Annotated in this window: 16 protein-coding genes and 1 other annotated feature; of the genes, 14 read left to right on the top strand and 2 right to left on the bottom strand. The window is 56.4% G+C overall.

Translation table 11 applies throughout. The features are described 5' to 3' along the window. Complete coding sequence (locus tag D1841_RS01060) at nucleotides 1-189, bottom strand: hypothetical protein (protein WP_166554207.1); 189 nt, start codon at nucleotides 187-189, stop codon at nucleotides 1-3. 584 nt (nucleotides 190-773) lie between these two features. Here D1841_RS01060 and D1841_RS01065 point away from each other — a divergent pair. The 10 genes from D1841_RS01065 (at nucleotide 774) to tyrS (ending at nucleotide 13,143) form a co-directional block, all read left to right on the top strand. Beyond that, the gene (locus tag D1841_RS01065; protein WP_160641288.1) at nucleotides 774-2,993 is read left to right on the top strand and encodes a glycoside hydrolase family 3 N-terminal domain-containing protein; all 2,220 of its coding nucleotides are present in this window, start codon (nucleotides 774-776) and stop codon (nucleotides 2,991-2,993) included. A 296-nt stretch (nucleotides 2,994-3,289) separates the two neighbouring features. Next, nucleotides 3,290-4,456, top strand: a complete 1,167-nt coding sequence (gene lgt / locus D1841_RS01070; protein ID WP_160641289.1) for a prolipoprotein diacylglyceryl transferase — start codon at nucleotides 3,290-3,292, stop codon at nucleotides 4,454-4,456. 14 nt (nucleotides 4,457-4,470) lie between these two features. Then, on the top strand, nucleotides 4,471-5,328 hold the full coding sequence (folD, locus tag D1841_RS01075; RefSeq protein WP_160641290.1) for a bifunctional methylenetetrahydrofolate dehydrogenase/methenyltetrahydrofolate cyclohydrolase FolD: 858 nt from the start codon (nucleotides 4,471-4,473) through the stop codon (nucleotides 5,326-5,328). Nucleotides 5,329-5,334: 6 nt separating this feature from the next. After that, the gene (gene dxs, locus D1841_RS01080; protein ID WP_160641291.1) at nucleotides 5,335-7,221 is read left to right on the top strand and encodes a 1-deoxy-D-xylulose-5-phosphate synthase; all 1,887 of its coding nucleotides are present in this window, start codon (nucleotides 5,335-5,337) and stop codon (nucleotides 7,219-7,221) included. After that, nucleotides 7,205-8,011 (top strand): TlyA family RNA methyltransferase, encoded by an 807-nt coding sequence (locus D1841_RS01085; protein WP_160641350.1) that lies wholly within the window; start codon nucleotides 7,205-7,207, stop codon nucleotides 8,009-8,011. The genes dxs and D1841_RS01085 overlap by 17 nt, the downstream gene beginning before the upstream one ends. A gap of 19 nt (nucleotides 8,012-8,030) precedes the next feature. Continuing rightward, nucleotides 8,031-8,861, top strand: a complete 831-nt coding sequence (locus D1841_RS01090; protein WP_160641292.1) for an NAD(+)/NADH kinase — start codon at nucleotides 8,031-8,033, stop codon at nucleotides 8,859-8,861. A 54-nt stretch (nucleotides 8,862-8,915) separates the two neighbouring features. Continuing rightward, nucleotides 8,916-9,368 carry an arginine repressor gene (gene argR, locus D1841_RS01095; protein ID WP_160641293.1) on the top strand — a complete coding sequence of 151 codons (453 nt, stop codon included), beginning with the start codon at nucleotides 8,916-8,918 and terminating at the stop codon, nucleotides 9,366-9,368. Between the two features lie 6 nt (nucleotides 9,369-9,374). Continuing rightward, nucleotides 9,375-11,033 (top strand): DNA repair protein RecN, encoded by a 1,659-nt coding sequence (gene recN, locus D1841_RS01100; protein WP_160641294.1) that lies wholly within the window; start codon nucleotides 9,375-9,377, stop codon nucleotides 11,031-11,033. Nucleotides 11,034-11,128: 95 nt separating this feature from the next. Beyond that, nucleotides 11,129-11,371: a binding site (T-box leader), on the top strand. A 54-nt stretch (nucleotides 11,372-11,425) separates the two neighbouring features. Then, complete coding sequence (locus D1841_RS01105; RefSeq protein WP_237076121.1) at nucleotides 11,426-11,905, top strand: GNAT family N-acetyltransferase; 480 nt, start codon at nucleotides 11,426-11,428, stop codon at nucleotides 11,903-11,905. Between the two features lie 5 nt (nucleotides 11,906-11,910). Continuing rightward, nucleotides 11,911-13,143 (top strand): tyrosine--tRNA ligase, encoded by a 1,233-nt coding sequence (gene tyrS, locus D1841_RS01110; protein WP_160641295.1) that lies wholly within the window; start codon nucleotides 11,911-11,913, stop codon nucleotides 13,141-13,143. Nucleotides 13,144-13,437: 294 nt separating this feature from the next. On the opposite strand, the gene D1841_RS01115 is transcribed toward tyrS, so the two are convergent. Then, nucleotides 13,438-16,056, bottom strand: coding sequence for a translation factor GTPase family protein (locus D1841_RS01115; RefSeq protein WP_160641296.1), 2,619 nt, complete (start codon nucleotides 16,054-16,056; stop codon nucleotides 13,438-13,440). 276 nt (nucleotides 16,057-16,332) lie between these two features. On the opposite strand from D1841_RS01115, the gene D1841_RS01120 reads away from it, so the two are divergent. From D1841_RS01120 to D1841_RS01135, 4 genes are all read left to right on the top strand, one after another. Beyond that, the gene (locus D1841_RS01120; RefSeq protein ID WP_160641297.1) at nucleotides 16,333-17,340 is read left to right on the top strand and encodes a biotin--[acetyl-CoA-carboxylase] ligase; all 1,008 of its coding nucleotides are present in this window, start codon (nucleotides 16,333-16,335) and stop codon (nucleotides 17,338-17,340) included. 18 nt (nucleotides 17,341-17,358) lie between these two features. Next, nucleotides 17,359-17,913, top strand: coding sequence for a biotin transporter BioY (locus tag D1841_RS01125; RefSeq protein ID WP_160641298.1), 555 nt, complete (start codon nucleotides 17,359-17,361; stop codon nucleotides 17,911-17,913). Next, complete coding sequence (locus D1841_RS01130; RefSeq protein WP_160641299.1) at nucleotides 17,910-18,305, top strand: DUF1284 domain-containing protein; 396 nt, start codon at nucleotides 17,910-17,912, stop codon at nucleotides 18,303-18,305. The genes D1841_RS01125 and D1841_RS01130 overlap by 4 nt, the downstream gene beginning before the upstream one ends. Nucleotides 18,306-18,623: 318 nt before the next feature. Beyond that, nucleotides 18,624-19,259 carry a redox-sensing transcriptional repressor Rex gene (locus D1841_RS01135; protein WP_160641300.1) on the top strand — a complete coding sequence of 212 codons (636 nt, stop codon included), beginning with the start codon at nucleotides 18,624-18,626 and terminating at the stop codon, nucleotides 19,257-19,259. The last annotated feature ends 13 nt before the right edge of the window (nucleotides 19,260-19,272 follow it).

The raw sequence follows: 19,272 nt of genomic DNA on the forward strand, positions 1-19,272 counted from the left end.
CTAAAAGCTCCCACTATCAGCAAAGCCATGAGCACTGTCGCGATCAAACATGTTGTGATTTTCCTGCGGATACTTTTCATCATCAATACACTCCTGTTTTGCTTCATCAGGTTTTCCGCTAAGGCCTGCCCATAGCCGCCTCTCTGCCTGCGCAGGCCAAAGGAAACCGCTATCCTGTTTTTCAGGCAAGCCCTAGCGCAGCTCCCAGGATAGTAGCAAAGGCAGAGGCTGGGGCACAAGGCAACCGCGTTACCCTGTACCCCCAGCCTAATACTCCACTGCAATATCCCTGGGGCCGCTCTAAAAAACCTTAATTTTATTATAGGCCGTCTGGCGGGAGTTTGTCAATGACATAAATGGTAAATATTGGGCAAAATGCCAAATAAAACGGCTGCCAGCTTAGACATTTCTTGGGGCTGTCTCATTCCCGGTCTGACTGGCTTGCAAAAATTCCGCTTTGCCTGGACAGCGACCAGGCCGGACATGACGCGGTCCCACGCATTGCCAAACAGTTACCTTGATGAGTGGGAGGTAGAAGTCCCTGCCCACTTCCCAGACTAGAAGGGCTGAAACGAGGAATTGCAGGCCAACAGGGGGATGGTGCATTCCTGCTACCGTATTAAAACCTGTCATTGAAAAGCGTGGGACATATTCGGTCCATCATACAGTTCCCTCTCCGAAGGTTGTGTTGACAGTGCCTGTTTTTTGGCCTATAATAGAAACAAATCTAGGCAGGTTGCCAAATTTGTTTTTGACAGGAGGATGATGGAAGCGTGCAGAAAAAACAATACCGGGTGTACCAAAACCCAGATGGGCCGGAAATCGGTGCGTGTTCGGCAGGCATTTTAGAGGTGGATGGGCTTTATTTTAAGGATTTAGCAGGTACGGGAGAGCTTTTGCCTTACGAGGATTGGCGGCTCAGCGATGATGAGCGGGCAAAGGACTTGGCAAAGCGCCTTTCTGTGGAGGAAATTGCGGGGCTGATGCTCTATTCCCCTCATCAGATGGTGCCTAACATGCCCGGAGGCCCCTTTCAGGCCACCTATGACGGCAAGGCCTTTCCGGAAAGCGGTAAGGAAAAGTGGGCGCTGACAGATCAGCAGAAAAGCTTTCTCGATAAAGACCACGTGCGCCATGTGCTGGCTATGAAGCTGGAGTCCGGGGAAGTGGCGGCCCGGTGGTCAAACGAGCTGCAGGCCTTTGCGGAGAAACTGCCCTGGGGCATCCCTGTAAACATTTCCAGCGATCCCCGCCATGGGGCCAGCAAAGCCGGGGCGGAGTTTAAAACCGGGGCAGACGATGTTTCCAAATGGCCCGAAGGCATGGGCATTGCCGCCACCTTCATGCCGGAGGTGTGCCGGGAGTTTGGGGAAGCCATCTCCCAGGAATACCGGGCGCTGGGCATTACCACAGCCCTGTCCCCCCAGGTAGACCTGGCTACAGAGCCGCGCTGGATGCGCTTTGAGGATACCTTTGGCACTCACCCGGGCATGGTGACGGAGCTGGGGAAAATCTACTGCGACAGCCTCCAGACCACCCAGGGGGAAGCAGACGGCTGGGGAAAAAACAGCGTGTGCGCCATGGCGAAGCACTGGCCCGGCGGCGGCCCCTGCGAGGCCGGGCGGGACGCCCACTATCCCTTTGGGAAATTTGCCGTGTATCCGGGAAAAAACGGGGAGGAGCACCGAAAGCCCTTTACAGAGGGTGTTTTCAAGCTGGACGGGCCTACCGGGGCGGCTTCCGCTGTTATGCCCTATTACACCATTTCCTGGGGGCTGGATACGGCAGACGGGAAAAATGTTGGTAACTCCTACAGCCGCTACCTGATTCATGACCAGCTCCGGGGCAGTTGCAAATATGACGGCATTGTGTGTACAGACTGGGGCATCACAGCCGATCCCCTGCCGGACATAGACTCCTTCAGCAGCCGCTGCTATGGCGTGGAGGATTTGACGGTTGCCCAGCGCCACCTGCTGGCCATTGAGAACGGGGTGGATCAGTTCGGGGGCAACTCGGAAATCGGGCCGATTCTGGAAGCTTATGAAATGGGCTGCAAAAAGCATGGGGAAGCCCATATGCGGGAAAGGCTGGAACAGTCTGCCGTGCGGCTTTTGAAAAACATATTCCGCTGTGGGCTGTTTGAAAACCCCTACCTGGATCCTGCCCGGAGCATGGAGATTATCGGCAGCGAAAGGCTGTGCAGGGCTGGATATGAGGCCCAGCTCAAGTCTGTGGTGATGGTGAAAAATAACCAGGCCCTGCCCATCCGGGAGAGGAAGAAGGCCTATATCCCGGAGCGCACCATCAAGTCCCGCAAGGGCTTTTTCCGCCAGCCCATGCCGGAACAGAAGGTTACGCCAGTAGCGGCAGAGCTTGCGAAGAAATATTTTGACCTTGTGGAGCGCCCTGAGGACGCAGACTTTGCCCTGATCTTTATAGAAAGCCCCTTGTCTGACGGGTATTCCGCAGAGGACAGGGCACAGGGGGGCAACGGCTATATGCCCATCTCCCTGCAATACCGCCCCTATAAGGCGGAAGCTGCCCGGGAGGAGAGCATAGGCGGCGGGGACTTCCGGGAGGGTTTTACAAACCGGGGCTATAAGGGAAAAACCGGTACGGCAGCCAATGAGTCTGACCTGGATCTGGTGCTGGACGCCAAGGCGGCTATGGGGGATAAGCCTGTAATCGTCTGCCTGCGGATGCATAATCCTACGGTGGTTTCCGAACTGGAGGCTGCTGCCGACGCGATTTTGATTGATTTCGGCGTGCAGGCCCAGGCCATCTTGGATTTGGTCAGCGGCAGGGCAGAGCCTTCGGCGCTGCTGCCTGTGCAGATGCCCAGGGACATGGAGACAGTGGAAAAACACTGCGAGGACGTGCCCTTTGATATGGTTCCCTATGTGGACAGCCAGGGCAATGCCTATGACTTTGCCTTTGGCATGAACTGGTCTGGTGTAATCCGGGACAGCCGGACAGAAAAATACAAAAAATAAGGACTTTCCTTGGGCAGGCGGCTCCGCACCTTACGGGCCGCCTGCCATTTTCTTTATTCAGGAGGTGTACACCCTTTTTGGGCTTTTTTTCTCAGGCGAATAATTTTTGCTGAGGCTTGCAAGGGCTTGCAAGAATCCTCTGAAATTGGTATAATAGGGAAAGTATTTTGCGTCCTCTGGAGGGCGCAAGGAGGAAATTGGTGTAAAAAATACTGAGAAAGGAACGATACCGGGCACAAAGGGCTGACGTTTCATCTCTTTTTGTGCGGATTCTGGTATCGCATGGCGATTTCCATATGACACATGTAGTTTCGTTTCCCGGCCTGGGGCTGGAATTTACCGTAAACGAAGTGGCGCTCCCTCTGGGAGAGTGGCTTGGATTTGGCGATTATTCCATCCGCTGGTATGGCATTCTGATTGCCATCGGCTTTCTGCTGGGCATGGCCTATGCCGCCCGCAGCGCTAAAAAAATGAACATCGACACGTCCCGGCTGTTTGACGCGGTAATTGTGGGGCTTATCGGCAGCGTCATCTGCGCCCGGCTGTATTATGTGATTTTTTACCCTGGGGATAAGTATATCAAGAACCCTATGGAGATTTTTAAAATACATGACGGCGGCATCGCCCTGTATGGCTCGCTGATAGGCGCCCTGGTGTTCGGCGGGCTTACCGCCAAGTTGCGCAAGCTGCGGGTGCCAGCCGTGCTGGATGTGGCCTCCCTGGGCTTCCTGATTGGGCAGACGGTGGGGCGCTGGGGGAATTTCGTCAACCAGGAAGCCTTTGGAACCCCCACCATGCTCCCCTGGGGCATGGCAAGCGACAACACAGGGAACATTGCGGTACACCCTTGCTTTCTCTATGAATCCCTTTTGTGCCTTGCAGGGTTTATCATGCTCCATTTCTTCACCAGAAAATGGCGGCGGTATGACGGGCAGACCTTCTTGCTGTACATCGTCTGGTATGGGGCGGTGCGGTTCTTCATTGAGGGCCTGCGTACCGACAGCTTAATGCTTCATATGGTAGAGCTGAGGGTGTCCCAGGTGGTGGCGGCTGGCTGCGTGGTGGTAGGGCTTATCCTGCTGTTCGTGTTCCGGCGCAAAACCAGCCTTTCTGGCTGCGGCAGCCCGGAGGTGATGGAGGCTGTGGGCCTGATAAAGCCGGAAATCGACCCGGCGCTGGAAAAGAGCACTATTTTTGGAGATCTGCCGGAGAAAGAGGAAAGCGTTCAGGAGGAAGAAGCTGAAGCAGAGAAAGAGGAAAAGCAGGAGGCGCTAGAAGACGGGGAGGAGAAGCCGGAAGAGCCAGAAGAACCGGAAGAGCCTGCAAAGGATGAAGGCATCAAAGAGGAAAAGGCCGGGGGAGAAGAAGCCTCCCAGGAGGGGGAGGCGGAAAAGCCGGAAGAAAAGCAAGATAAAAAAGGGAAAAAAGAGAAAAAATCCAGGAAAAAAAGTAAAGGCAAGTAGGGGAGGCTGGCTTTATGGCAGTGCTTATTGACGGAAAGGCCGTATCGGCAAAGGTGAAGGCCCAGGTGGCCCAGGAAACAGAAGAACTGAAGGCAAAGGGCGTCTGCCCGGGGCTGGCTGTGGTCATTGTGGGGGACGATCCTGCCTCCCGCATCTATGTGAACAACAAGAAGAAAGCCTGCGCCGCGGCGGGCATTTATTCTGAGGAACATGCCCTTCCTGGGGATACAACCCAGGAAGAACTGTTGGACTTGATTGACGCCCTGAATAAGCGGGAGGAAATCCATGGCATTTTAGTGCAGTCCCCTTTGCCAAAGGGCCTTGACGAGGCCGCTGTGGTGGAAAAAATCGACCCCCAAAAAGATGTGGACGCTTTCCACGCCTATAATGTGGGCAAGATTACGCAGGGGAAATATACCTTCCTGCCCTGCACCCCAGCCGGAGTTATTGAGCTTATCAAGTCCACAGGGGTGGACATCTGCGGCAAACAATGCGTGGTTATCGGGCGCAGCGACATTGTGGGCAAGCCCATGGCCATGCTGCTGCTCCATGAAAACGGCACAGTGACTGTCTGCCACAGCCGCACGAAGAACCTGGGAGAAATCTGCAAAAGCGCCGACATCCTGGTGTCTGCGGTGGGAAAGGCCCATTTTGTCACAGGGGACATGGTAAAGCCCGGGGCTGTGGTGATTGATGTGGGCATGAACCGGGATGAAAACGGGAAGCTTTGCGGGGACGTGGAGTTTTCAGAGGCGGAGCCTGTGGCGGGATATATCACCCCGGTGCCAGGAGGCGTTGGCCCCATGACCATTGCCATGCTGCTGAAAAACACCCTCACAGCCGCCCGGCTGCAAAACCGTCTGGGGAGCTGAAACGGGATGGGGAAGTTACTGGAGGGAATCCGCTCGCCCCGGGACATTAAGAGCCTTGACCGGGAACAGCTTTCTGCCCTCTGCGAGGAAATGCGGGAGGTTATCATTGAAACCGTTTCCCATAACGGCGGGCATCTGGCCTCCAACCTGGGCGTGGTAGAGCTTACGGTTGCTCTGTGCCTTGCCTTTGACCCGCCAAAGGATTCCATTGTATGGGACGTGGGCCACCAAAGCTATGCCTATAAGCTGCTGACAGGCCGCTATCCCCAGTTTTCCACCATCCGCCGAGAGGGGGGGCTTGCGGGATATCCCTGCCGGGAGGAAAGCGGATTTGATGCCTTCAGCAGCGGGCACAGCAGCACCTCCATTTCGGCGGCATTGGGGATATCGGAGGCAAATGCTGTACAGGGGAAGGACGGCTATGTGGCGGCGGTAATCGGGGACGGCGCCCTGACAGGGGGCCTTGCCTATGAGGGCCTGAATAACGCCGGGCGGCTCCACCGCAATTTTATCGTCATCTTAAACGACAACACCATGTCCATCTCCAAGAATGTAGGCTCCATCGCCCGATACCTTACCTATATCCGCACAAAGCCTGGCTATATTAAAATTAAGCGGAACCTGGAAATTTCCTTTCAGCGGCTGCCTTTGCTGGGGAAACCGCTGGCTGCCCTTTTGCGGCACATGAAGGCCCGGATTAAAAAGTTTTTTTATAACCCCACCATTTTTGACGATTTAGGCTTTGCTTACTATGGCCCTTTTGACGGGCACAATATCAAAGAGCTTACAGAAACCCTGGAAAGCGCCAAGCTTCTGCACAAGCCTGTGCTGCTCCATGTGCGCACCTATAAAGGGAAAGGGTATCAGTATGCCGAGCAGGATCCGGGCATGTACCATGGGCTTTCCGGTTTTGATGTGGATACAGGGGACACAGGGGATAAATCCCAGAGCTTTTCAGACGCTTTTGGGGAGGCGCTGTGCCAGTTGGCGGAAGAGAATCCTTCCATCTGCGCTATAACAGCGGCTATGCAGTCTGGCACAGGGCTGAGCGGCTTCCGGGAAAGATTTAAAAACCGCTTTTACGATGTGGGCATTTCCGAGGGCCATGCCGCCACCTTTGCCGGGGGCCTGGCGGCAGGGGGGATGCTGCCGGTGTTTGCCGTCTATTCCAGTTTCCTGCAAAGGGCTTACGACCAGTTGATACACGACGTTTCCCTCCAGGGGGCCAAGGTGCTTTTAGCCATTGACCGGGCTGGCATTGTGGGAGAGGACGGCAAAACCCATCAGGGTGTGTTTGACGCGGCCTTTTTGCAGACTATCCCCCATGTAACGTTGTATTCCCCGGCATTTTTCTCGGAAATGCAGGCCCAGCTTGCGTTTCTCACGGAGAAGGGGGATGGGCTGTGCGCCATCCGATATCCCCGGGGGAAGGAACTGTACCGCCCCCCCTGTTTTAAAGATACGGCAGAGCCTTTCTCCCTGTACGGGGAGGGGGATATCTGCATTGCCACCTACGGGCGGCTTTTCTCCTTTGCGGCGGAAGCCCGGGAGGGCCTTCTGAAGGGGGGGATTCCGGTGCGGCTTTTAAAGCTGAACCGCATTGTCCCCATAGACCCAGCGGCTGTACAGGCGGCTGCGGGCTGTTCCCAGGTTTTCTTCTTCGAGGAGGGCGTGAGGCAGGGAGGCATAGGGGAGCGCTTTGGCTTCCTTTTGCAGGAAAGAGGCTTTGCAGGGCGGTATTTCCTGCGGGCGCTGGACGATCCCTATATTCCCCACGCGCCCATGTTCCGGGCGCTGGAGGCCTTGGGGCTGAACGCCCAGGGCATGGCGGCGGTAGTTTTGAAGCATTGCGCAGAAAAGAAAGGGGCCGGTTCTTCTGAAAAAACGACTTGACCTGCTGGTGTATGAGCAAGGGGCGGCCCCAAGCCGGGAAAAGGCCAGGGGGCTGATTATGTCCGGGCTGGTGTATGTGGATAACCAGAAGGCGGACAAGCCCGGGGACATGTACCCGGAGGGCGCGAAAGTGGAGGTGCGGGGGAAGGGGCTTCCCTATGTAAGCCGGGGCGGGCTGAAGCTGGAAAAAGCCATGAAGGTTTTCTCCCTGGAGCTTTCAGATGCTGTGTGCATGGATGTAGGCGCTTCCACTGGGGGCTTTACCGACTGTATGCTGCAAAACGGCGCAAAGAAGGTGTATGCCATTGACGTGGGCTATGGGCAGCTTGCCTGGGGCCTGCGGCAGGATCCCCGTGTGGTGAACCTGGAGCGCACCAACGCCCGGTATCTCACAAAGGAGCAGGTGCCCGAGGCCATAGATTTTATGTCTGTGGACGTGTCCTTTATCTCCCTTTCCCTTATCCTGCCTGCTGTAAGGCCCCTGCTGGGGGAAGAGGGCAGGGCTGTCTGCCTGATTAAGCCCCAGTTTGAGGCGGGACGGGAAAAGGTGGGCAAAAAAGGCGTGGTGCGGGACAAGGCGGTACACCGGGAAGTGATTGAGAAGGCCCTGGGCTTTTCCCTGGAAAACGGTTTTTCTGTGAGGGGCCTGACGTATTCCCCTGTAAAAGGCCCAGAGGGGAACATTGAATACCTTGCCTACCTGCAAAAGGCGGAAAGACCCCGGCTGCTGGAAGGGGTGGGAAGCCCAAAAGACGTGGTGGAGGCATCCCACCAGGAACTGGACAAATGAATGAAGGGGGGCGCATGACGTGAGGATTGCCGTGATTCCCAATAGTTCCAGAGCGGAGGCAGAGCGCTGCACCCAGAAGGTTCTGGAGGTTTTAAAGGGCTGCGGCTGTGAAATCCTTTTAAAGCCCTATTGCTATCATGACGGCGGCTGCATGGAGGAAATGCTGGCAGACCCGGAACTGGCCCTGTGCGCCCTGATTCTGGCGGTGGGCGGGGACGGCACCATTATCCACGTGGCAAAGATTGCGGCGGCCCTGGATAAGCCCATCCTGGGCATAAACGCTGGAAAGCTGGGGTTTACCGCTGTGGTGGAGCAGGAGGAGCTTTCCCTTCTGCCCCGGCTTCTGACAGGGTATCAGGAGGAAAAGCGGCTGATGCTCCAGGTGGAGGTGCAGGGGGAAAGAGGCAGGATTCTGCGCCACGCCTTAAACGACGCGGTGGTGTCGGCAGAGCTTGCGAAAATTATCGACTACCGTTTGGCCCTGGGGGACGGGGAAAGCTATAAATACCGGGCGGACGGCTTTATCGTTTCCACCCCCACCGGTTCCACAGCCTATTCCCTTTCAGCGGGAGGCCCGGTGGTAGACCCTTCTCTGGACAGCATTATCTATACCCCCATCTGCCCCCATTCCCTTTTTAACCGCAGCGTGCTCTTTGGGGCGGGCACCCGCCTGCAGGTGGAAATCCCGGAAAACCGCAGCCGGCTGTACCTGACCATTGACGGGGAGGGACCTGTGGAGCTGCGGGCTGGGGACAGGCTGGCTTTTTCCCAATCCCCCCGGCGGGCAAGATTTATCAAATTGACAAATAAAAATTTTTACGATATATTAAATCAAAAGCTGGTAAACTGAGAACAGGGAGTTATCCCCAGACACCAAGGCGGTTTGCGCCAGAAAGGATCAGCCATGAAAACCCGACGCCATGCCAAGATTTTAGAGCTAATCAAGGAGTACGACATTGAAACCCAGGACGAGCTGCTGCGCTACCTGCGGGAAGGGGGCTTTGACGTGACCCAGGCCACTGTCTCCCGGGACATTAAAGAGCTGCGGCTGGTGAAGGCCCTTTCCCACACAGGAAAATACAAGTATTCTGTGGGCGGAGAGGCTTCCAATGACATGTCCTCGAAATTCTACTCCCTTTTTGCCGACTCCGTACTCTCTGTGGAGTCCGCCATGAACATGGTGGTGGTAAAATGCATGAATGGCATGGCCCAGGCAGTGTGCGCTTCCATGGACGCTATGCACTGGCAGGGCTTTCTGGGCACTTTGGCCGGAGAGGACACCATCTTCATTGTGTGCCGCAGCGAGGCTGCCGCCCAGGAAACCCAGGAAGAATTTACAAAACTGATGAACAGGTGACGAACTATGCTTGCGCAGCTTTTTATCAACAATATCGCGGTGATAGAGCGGGCCTCCATTGATTTGGAACGGGGCTTCACAGTGCTTACCGGTGAAACCGGTGCGGGCAAGTCCATTATCATCGACGCTATACACGCTGTATTGGGGGAGCGCACCTCCAGGGAGCTGGTGCGCACAGGCACCCAGGCCGCCTCTGTTTCCGCCCTCTTTACCGGGCTGGAGCCAGATGTGCTGGCAGCTTTGGGGGAGCTTTCTGTCCCGGAAGAGGAGGACGGCTCCCTGCTCATCCAGCGGGACATCCGGCTCTCTGGAAAATCCACCTGCAAGCTTAACGGCGCCCCTGCCACTGTCTCCATGCTCAAGAGAATAGCCCCCCGGCTTATCAGCATCCACGGGCAGCATGAAAGCTATGAGCTGCTTTCCCCAGAGGTTCACATGGATTATATTGACAGCTTTGCCCGGGTGGAAGAGCTGCGGGGCAGGTATCAGGCAAGCTACCGCAGGCTGCGGCAGCTTCAGGGGAAGCTGGAGGACTTTAACACTGACGAAGGGGAAAAAGCCCGGCAGCTTGACTTGCTGCGCTATCAGATTGACGAAATTGAAGCCGCGGATATCCGGCCTGGGGAGCAGGAGCGCCTTGCCCAGGAGCGGGAGGCTATCCGCAACAGCGAGAAAATCGCCGCCTCTGTGGAGCTTTCCAAAGCCCTTTTGAGCGGGGACGAGGACAGGGGAGGCGTGTTGTCCGATTTGGCCCAGGCAGCGGCTGAAATGGAAAAGGCGGCGTCTTTCCTGCCAGAGGCGCAGGAAGCGGCCCAGAAGCTGCGGGAGGCAAGCTATCTTTTAGAGGATGCGGACGCGGCCCTGCACAGCCTTGCAGTGGAGTTTGACCCCTCTGCCCTGGACGCTATAGAGGAGCGTTTGGATTTGCTGTACCGGCTGGGGCTGAAGTATGGCGGCGGGGAGGAGAAAATCCTCCAGTATCTGGCAGACTGCCAGGAAAGGCTTCACGCCATAGAGTTTTCCGACGAGGAGCGGGAGAAGCTGGAAGCGGAATATGAGGAGGAAAAGAAGCGGGCCATCGCTTTGGCAAAGGAACTCTCCCAGAAACGCCAGGGCGCTTCTGGGAAGTTTACGGCGGCTGTAAAAAAGGAGCTGGCCTTTTTGAATATGCCTGGCATTGAGTTTGTGACGGAGATAGAGCGGGTGCCCCTGCACACAGGGGGGTGCGACAAGCTGCGGTTCCTGGTTTCTGCCAACAAGGGAGAGCCGGCAAAGCCTTTGTCGAAAATTGCTTCCGGAGGCGAGCTTTCCCGGATTATGCTGGCGGTGAAAACGGTGCTCTCCGGCATGGATAAAATTGACACCCTGATTTTTGACGAGGTGGACACAGGCATCAGCGGTGTGGCGGCAAACCGGGTGGGGGAGAAGCTGAAGCAGGTTTCCCATAATCGGCAGGTGTTATGCATCACCCATCTGGCCCAGATTGCCGCCATGGCTGATAACCATCTGTTTATCAGCAAGCACACAGAAAAGGGCAGAACCTTTACAAAGGTGGAACCTTTAGACTTTGAAGGCCGCAAGCAGGAGGTGGCCCGGATTATTTCCGGGGACGCTGTGACAGAATTACAACTGAAAATGGCGGAGGAAATGCTGCAAAGGCCTTGACATTTGTAAAACCTCTGTGTATAATTACAAACAATGGCAATGACGGAATAAAGGCAATACTGTATAATTTTAAGTGGTATATGGCGGAAGCAGGGAATTATGCGGTGTTGCCTAAAGTAAGCGCTGCTTTATATGGCAAAGAGAGCCTGCGGCTGGTGGAAGCAGGTGCATGGCAGCGGCTGAAAATACCTTCCCGAGCCGCTTCCCTGAACATGCAGTAGGGGGAGCCGTTTAGCAGGCGTTACACTGCAAGGGCATGATAGTGCCTAAAGAGGCCGCAGGCTGGAAAGCTGCGGTAAACTGAGGTGGTACCGCGGTTATGTTTAATCGCCCTCTGGACGGGAATCCCCGTGCGGAGGGCTTTTTTGTTTCCTAAAGGAGGTGTGTAAGGCTTGATAACTTTACAGAAAGCCGGCATAGAAGATGCCAGAACCATCCATGCCATGCAGGTGCAGGCTTTCCAGGGCCTGCTGGAAAAATACCAGGATTACGCCACAAACCCGGCGGCGGAGCCTGTGGAGAAAATCCTGTGGCGGATGCGGGCAGAAGGCTCCTGCTATTTCTTTATCCTGCGGGACAAAGAAGCTATAGGCGCCATACGGATTGTGGACAACGGCGCGAAGTGCAGGGTATCACCTGTCTATATCCTGCCCGAACACCAGGGGATGGGATATGCCCAGCAGGCCATGCTGTTGGCTGAAAAGCTTTATCCCCAGGCCAGCCTGTGGGAGTTGGACACGATTCAGGAAGAACCCAGGCTTTGCCACCTGTACGAGAAGCTTGGCTACCGCAGGACGGGCCAGACAACACAAATACAGCCCGGCATGACCATTGTTTACTATGAAAAGACTATTATAAATGCGAAAGGATGAAGAAAATGGGTATCTATGAAGAACTGCAGGCCCGGGGGCTGATTGCCCAGGTGACAAACGAGGAGGAAATCCGGGAGATGGTAAACGCAGGCAAGGCCACCTTTTATATTGGCTTTGACTGCACTGCCGACAGCCTCACAGCAGGCCACTTTATGGCCCTTACCCTCATGAAGCGCCTGCAGATGGCAGGGAACAAGCCTATTGCCCTTATCGGCGGCGGCACCACCATGATAGGCGATCCCTCCGGCCGCACAGACATGCGCAAGGTGCTGACAAAGGAGGACATCGACTATAACGCCTCTGTTTTCAAGCGCCAGATGGAAAGCTTCATCGAGTTTGGGGAAGGCCCCGGCAAGGCCATGATGCTCAATAATGCCGACTGGCTGCTGGGCCTCAACTATGTGGAACTGCTGCGGGAGGTGGGACACTGCTTCTCTGTCAACAACATGCTGCGGGCCGAGTGCTACAAGCAGCGCATGGAAAAGGGCCTGTCCTTTTTAGAGTTTAACTACATGATTATGCAGTCCTATGACTTCTACCACATGTTCCAGCACTATGGCTGCAACATGCAGTTTGGCGGGGACGATCAGTGGAGCAATATGCTGGGGGGCACGGAGCTTATCCGTCGGAAGCTTGGCAAGGATGCCCATTGTATGACCATCACCCTGCTGACAGACTCCCAGGGCAAGAAGATGGGCAAGACAGCGGGCAATGCCGTCTGGCTGGATCCGAACAAGACCTCCCCCTTTGATTTCTATCAGTACTGGCGCAACGTGGATGACGCGGACGTGTTTAAGTGCCTGCGTATGCTCACCTTCCTGCCTTTGGAGCAGCTTGACGAGATGAGCGGCTGGGAGGGCAGCCAGTTGAACCAGGCAAAGGAAATCCTGGCCTTTGAGCTGACCAAGATGGTGCATGGGGAAGAGGAAGCCCAGAAGGCCCAGGAGGGCGCCCGGGCGCTGTTTGGCGGCGGGGCGAGCACTGCTAATATGCCCACCACAGAGCTGGCGGAAGAAGATTTGGCTGACGGACAGATTGGCATTTTAGACCTGCTGTTAAAGGCCGGGCTGATTCCCTCCAAGGGCGAGGGTCGCCGTCTGGTGCAGCAGGGCGGCGTTTCCGTAAATGATGAGAAGGTGACAGACTTTGGGAAAAGCTTCGCGGCCGCGGATTTCGGGCCGGAGGGGCTAATTATCAAAAAAGGCAAGAAGGTTTTCCACAAGGTGGTTTTGAAATAACCAGCATCATTTAGAATGTGTTTAGCCTGTGGGTAAACACACTCTAAAAATAGTAAAGTTTAGGGCCGCCCTTTACAAAGGGCGGTGGGTTTGGGCGAAGCCCAAGGTCTTTGCTTTCAACTGGCCACCCAAAGCTCAAGCAAAAAGCGCTCCTTTTCCCGCCAGATGGGGGAGAGGGAGCGCTTTCTGTGTCCGCGCCTTAAAAATACTAGGTTTTTAGGATGCTTTGCCTGAGAGGCAGGAATAATGGCGGACATATAGGGAAAAACCATATACACCTTCTGGTATCAGTGTTCAGTTGCGGGCCTTTTCAAAGGCCGCCCGCATGGCCCCGCCCCGGGAAGCTGTCCGGCTGTCCGCGATAATCCGGGCAATTTCCCCCTGGGTGCGCTCCACCTCTTCCCGCAGCTCCTGGGCGGAAACCCGCAGCGCGCCATGGCCCAGGATAATAAGCTGCTCGGCAAAGTCGGCGGTAGCCACCCGCACCCGCTGGCCCTCCCGGGAAAGCTTATAGCTGGCTTTTTCAATGTAAGCGTCGGCTGTTTCCGCCTCTTTTGTGTAAACCACATGGATGTTGTGATGCCGCGACACCGAGCCAGCGCCTCCCGGCACCTTGTAGGCGTCAAAAACCAGAATCACCCGGTTTTGCCGAAAGCCCTGGTAATTGCTTAAAATGTCCATCAGCAGATAGCGGGCAGCGTCCAGGTTTTCCTTTGCCACCTCATTTAAATCCTTCCAGGCAAAAATCATGTTGTAGCCGTCCACCAGCAGGTACTCCGGCCCTGCTTCCGGGACAGGCACAGTTATCTTTCCCTGGGAAGTGTCCCGGGCTGGCTTGGGAGGCGGCTGAAAGGCCCGGGGCTTTACAGCGCCATAGGTCTTTTCAAAAATGGCCTGCAATTCATTGTCCAGGGCAAGCCCCCTGGCAGAGGAGGTCTGCTGCCTGAGAGCAGGGGCAGGCTGGGAAGGCTCTTCCGAAGCAGGGGCTAGCAGGTCGAGAGAGGGCAGGTGCATATGGCTCTCCACCTCATGCCAGGGCACCTGGAAGCCGGACCCATGGGCACAGAATACAGAACCAGGGGGATCCTCCAAATCCCCTTCTGGATCGTATCCCGTTTCCGTCACAATTTTTTCCTGCTCCCCGCAGGGCAGATAACCGTTTACAGTGCAGGAGAGCCTGCCGTGTCCCTTGGTATAGGCGGCAAACTCCAAGGCATAGTCTCCAAAAGCTGCCACAGGCACCCGGGCGGAAAGAAGAGCCTCGCCTCCTGCTGTCTCCGGCGGATCGCTTTCCCCGCCCATGCGCTGGATGTCTGTCAGCGCCCGCCCAAGGCTTCCCTCAGGCAGCTCCATCCGCAATGCGTACCACGGCTCCAGCAGCACGCTTTCCGCCTTCATCAGCCCATGGCGCACAGCTCGGTAGGTGGCCTGGCGGAAGTCCCCGCCCTCTGTGTGCTTTTCGTGTGCCCTGCCCGCCACCAGGGTGATTTTCATGTCCGTAATGGCAGAGCCGGTCAGCACGCCCTTGTAAGTCTTTTCTCCCAGATGGGTCAGCACCAGCCGCTGCCAGTTCCTGTCTAAACGATCCTCAGAGCAGGACGAGGCAAACACCAGCCCGCTGCCTAAGGGCAGCGGCTCCAGCAGCAGATGCACCTCCGCATAGTGGCGCAAAGGCTCAAAGTGCCCCACGCCCTCCACAGGGCCTTTGATAGTTTCCCGGTACACCACGTGCCCTGGGCCGAAATCCACCTCAATGCCAAAGCGGTCATGAATCACCCGCTTTAAGATTTCCGCCTGCACCCTTCCCATCAGCCGCAGGTGGATTTCCCCCAAAGCCTCGTTCCACTCCAGGTGAAGCTGGGGATCCTCCTCCTCAAGCTGCCGCAGCTTTGGCAGCACGGCATGGGGCTGCGCGCCCTCCGGCAGCAAAAGCTGGTAGGTGAGGGCTGGCTCCAGCACAGGGGCCGCCCAGGCCCCCTCTTTTCCCAGGGACTGTCCTGGATAGGTGGTGGAAAGGCCCACAGCGGCACATACAGTCCCTGGGCCGGCCTTGTCTGCCGCTGTAAATTTTGCCCCGGAATAAATGCGGATCTGGTCGATTTTTTCTTCTCCCCCCGGCAGGGGCAGGGTAGATTTTACCGGCAGTTCCCCTCCCGTCACCTTTATGTGGGTCAGCCGCGTGCCTTGGCTGTCCCGGGAAATTTTAAACACCCGGGCGGAAAATGCCTCTCCCCACTGGGGGCGGGGGGCAAAGCGGGCAAGGCCTGCGAGAAGCTCCCGCACCCCCTGGGTTTTCAGGGCCGCGCCAAAATAGCAGGGGAAGCACCGGCGGGATTCCACCAGCCTCTGGAGGGTGCCATCAGAAAGGGCGCCCGTCTCCAGATATTCCCCCAGGGCCGCCTCGTCCCCCAGGGCGGCTTCCTCCCAGAAACCCTCCTGCCCAAAGGCGGAAAAGTCTGTGACAGCGTCGGAAAGAGAGCCTTTCAGCCGGGCCAGCAGCGCCTCCCGGTCAACAGGCTGATCCATCTTGTTGAGGAAGAGGAAAACAGGGATATGGTGCTTTTCCAAAAGCCGCCACAAGGTCAGGGTGTGGCCCTGGAGGCCGTCCGGCGCAGAGATAACCAGGATGGCGCAGTCCAGCACCTGCAAGGTGCGCTCTGCCTCGGCAGAGAAGTCCACATGGCCGGGAGTGTCCAGCAAGGTGATTTCCACGTCCTGCAAGGGCAGCACTGCCTGTTTGGAAAAAATGGTGATGCCCCGCTCCCGCTCCAGCTCATGGGTGTCCAGAAAGGCATCAGCATGATCAACCCGGCCCAGGCTGCGCAAAGCGCCGCCTAAATAGAGCATGGCTTCTGATAAAGTGGTTTTTCCCGCGTCCACATGCGCCAGGATGCCGGCGGTCAGCTTGCGCATAAAGTTCCCCTTTCCCGAATTCGTAATGCTTATAAGTATACCACGGATCAGGAAAAACCGCAACGCGCAGGGAAGTAAAAAGGGGCGGGGAGAAGGAGGGAAAATTTGCCCATATTTCCACTTGACTTGCAGGCTGTACGTGGCAAAAGGATTGTCACCTTGCTGTTCTTTCGCTATGTTGACAATCCAGCCCCTGGTATGGTACTGTATAGCTGCCGGCAATATTGTATAAAATGAAGATTATCCGGATATTTTTTGAGAAAGGGGGCGGCCCTCATGGACGCTGCCGATAAGGTGCTGGAGCTTTTGCAGGAGGCCAGAGGCCCGGTTTCCGGGGAGCATATGGCCCAAAGGCTGGGCGTAACCCGCAACACAGTGTGGAAGGCTGTGAAACATCTGCGGGAGGCAGGATATGAAATATCCGCCGTAACGAACCAAGGGTATCGGCTTTTGTCAGAAAGCGACGTGCTCAGCGCCGGAAACATCCGGCGGCAGTTGGAACCCCAGGCCTCCATAGCGGCAATTGACGTGCGGGAAAGCGTAACCTCCACCAACACCGTCCTGAAGGATCTGGCGGAGCACGGAGGCCGGGAAGGCATGGTGGTTATCGCCCAAAGGCAGACCATGGGCAAGGGCAGGCTGGGCCGATCCTTCTATTCCCCCCAGGGCGGCGGGCTGTATATGAGCGTCCTGCTGCGGCCCCGCTTTTCCGCTGAGGAGGCCCTCTCTATCACAACGGCTGCGGCAGTGGCGGTAGCCCGTGCCATTGACGATGTGACAGGGGAGAGGGCCATGATCAAATGGGTGAACGATGTATACTTCCATGGCAGGAAGGTCTGCGGCATCCTGACGGAAGCCTCCGTAGACTTTGAAAACAGCGGCCTGCATTATGCGGTGCTGGGCATGGGGGTAAACCTTACCGAGCCGGAGGGCGGCTTCCCCGGGGAGGTGGCCCAGGTGGCAGGGGCGCTGTTTGCGGGAAAGGCCCCTGCCGGATCCCGGCCCCAATTGGCCGCCGCCATTCTCAACCGCTTTTTTGCTTACTACCAGGCCCTGCCCCGGCGCACCTTTATGGAAGAATACCGCTCCCGCTCCTTGCTCACTGGAATGGACATCACCTTCATGGAGGGAGAATCCCAGCGGGAAGGCACTGTGCTGGGCGTGGATGAAGAGGCGCGGCTGCTTGTCAGGCTGCCAGACGGCAGCAAGAAAGTCTTTGGCGCAGGGGAAGTGAATATCAAACGGGATTTCCTCCAGCGCCTGCGCAGGGAAAAATCTGTATAGAAAAAAGGGAGGAAGAACATGAAAATCGTGTTTAAAAGCAGGAACCAGAAAATTGTAATGACAGGGATGTGCGCCGCGCTGCTGGCGGTTCTGTCCCAAATCTCCATCCCTCTGCCCACCGGGGTGCCCGTCACCCTGCAAACCTTTGCGGTAGCCCTGTGCGGCTACATACTTGGCCCCGGGCTGGGCACGCTCTCCGTTGTGGTCTATCTGGCGATGGGCGCTGTGGGCCTTCCGGTATTCGCCGGATTCAGCGGCGGGCTGGGGGCCTTCATGGGCATGGCAGGAGGCTTTTTGTGGGGCTTCCTGGGGATGGCTTTTCTCTGCGGGCTGGGGGCAAGGCAGGGCAACCGCCTGATAGCAATTGCCCTGGGAACAGCAGGGCTGCTGATATGCCATGTGTGCGGCGTGGCTCAGTTTGCGCTGCTCACCGGCTCCACACCCCTGCAGGCAACTGCAGCTGTCTCTGTGCCCTACTTAATCAAAGATGTAATCTCCGTAGCCCTAGCCTGCTTTGCCGCCCTGGCAGTTCTCATGAGCCTGAAGCGCGCCCATCTGGTGGATTCCTTATGAGGGAGATACGAGGGCACCACCTGTTCTGCATGGCGCTGTTTGCCGGGCATGGCTACAGCCAGGAGTTTGTGGAAAATATGGCGGCAGTTATCCGGGAATTGGAAGAGGGGGAAAGCTTCTGCCTTGTCTCCCGTCAGGATTCTGTCTGCGCCGCCTGCCCGAACCTTCTGCCGGACGGAGGCTGCACCCACGGCACAGAGGACGTGTTGGCCCGGGATGCGGCTGCGTTCCAGGTGCTGGGGCTGGCCCCCGGCCAGGAGGCAGGCTGGGAGGAAACGCGCAGCCTCCTGCAAAACGTAACCGCGGATGGCTTCAAACAGGTGTGCGGCGGATGCCGCTGGGCAAGGGAAGGGCTTTGCTCTTTGGCACTTTTACAGAAGCAGCTCAGGTGAACTTGGTGATTTTACCGAAAGAGAGGGAAGCTTTTCCGGCGCGCTGGAAAAACCTCCCTCTCTTTTTGTAAATTGGGCCTTGCTTTCAGAGAAAAAATAGGTTAAAATAAGAGCAAAATGATTCAAAAATTGCCAAAAAAGTGGAATGCCCTGCTTCTAAATATGGGCCATGTAGCTATAGAAAGCCATAGCCCTTGTGTGGAATGGCAAATTGTACAAATTCAATCGTTCTCTTAATATTGATATATCATAGCTGACAATTTACTTTCCATGGAGATTGTGTTAAAATATTATCAAAGTTAGGAAAGGGGTGAAAAAATGCCGGGCCGGAGTGTATCAAAGCAAACCCTCTCGCGGCTGCCTGCATACCTGCATTACCTGCAAAGCCTGCCGGAGGAAGCCGGGCGGTACATTTCGGCAACAGCCGTAGCAGAGGCGCTGGGCCTCAACGATGTGGTGGTGCGCAAGGATCTGGCTGCTGTCAGCAGCTCGGGCAGGCCCAAGGTAGGATATGTCCGCGCAAAGCTTATAGGAGAGCTGGAACACTTCCTTGGCTATGACAACACCCAGGACGCCATCCTGGTAGGGGCCGGCAAGCTTGGCAGGGCGCTCCTGTCCTATGACGTTTTCCCTCAGTACGGGCTGAACATCCTGGCGGGCTTTGACATCGATCCGCCGGAAGGCCTGGAGGAGGGGGGGAAGAAGATACTGCCCATGGAGAAGCTGCCGAACCTGTGCAGGCGCATGAAGGTGCGCATCGGCATTATTACGGTGCCGGGGGAATCTGCCCAGGAAGTGTGCGACAGGCTCACCAGCAGCGGCATCCTGGCAGTGTGGAATTTCTCGAACGTCCATCTCAGCGTCCCTGAAGGGGTTCTGGTCCAGAATGAAAATATGGCGGTGTCCCTTGCCATACTTTCCAATCACTTAAAAGAAAGGTTCAGCACAAAATAAACAGCAAAGGATG

The organism is Neglectibacter sp. X4, assembly GCF_009917365.1.
GTDB lineage: Bacteria > Bacillota > Clostridia > Oscillospirales > Acutalibacteraceae > Acutalibacter.

What these genes read in the sequence shown, in the direction of transcription:
- D1841_RS01135 (WP_160641300.1), top strand. Translation starts at nt 18,624, where the DNA reads ATGCCGGGCCGGAGTGTATCAAAGCAAACCCTCTCGCGGCTGCCTGCA.
- argR (WP_160641293.1), top strand. Translation starts at nt 8,916, where the DNA reads ATGAAAACCCGACGCCATGCCAAGATTTTAGAGCTAATCAAGGAGTAC.
- recN (WP_160641294.1), top strand. Translation starts at nt 9,375, where the DNA reads ATGCTTGCGCAGCTTTTTATCAACAATATCGCGGTGATAGAGCGGGCC.
- dxs (WP_160641291.1), top strand. Translation starts at nt 5,335, where the DNA reads ATGGGGAAGTTACTGGAGGGAATCCGCTCGCCCCGGGACATTAAGAGC.
- tyrS (WP_160641295.1), top strand. Translation starts at nt 11,911, where the DNA reads ATGGGTATCTATGAAGAACTGCAGGCCCGGGGGCTGATTGCCCAGGTG.
- D1841_RS01120 (WP_160641297.1), top strand. Translation starts at nt 16,333, where the DNA reads ATGGACGCTGCCGATAAGGTGCTGGAGCTTTTGCAGGAGGCCAGAGGC.
- folD (WP_160641290.1), top strand. Translation starts at nt 4,471, where the DNA reads ATGGCAGTGCTTATTGACGGAAAGGCCGTATCGGCAAAGGTGAAGGCC.
- D1841_RS01115 (WP_160641296.1), bottom strand. Translation starts at nt 16,056, where the DNA reads ATGCGCAAGCTGACCGCCGGCATCCTGGCGCATGTGGACGCGGGAAAA.
- D1841_RS01130 (WP_160641299.1), top strand. Translation starts at nt 17,910, where the DNA reads ATGAGGGAGATACGAGGGCACCACCTGTTCTGCATGGCGCTGTTTGCC.
- D1841_RS01125 (WP_160641298.1), top strand. Translation starts at nt 17,359, where the DNA reads ATGAAAATCGTGTTTAAAAGCAGGAACCAGAAAATTGTAATGACAGGG.
- lgt (WP_160641289.1), top strand. Translation starts at nt 3,290, where the DNA reads ATGACACATGTAGTTTCGTTTCCCGGCCTGGGGCTGGAATTTACCGTA.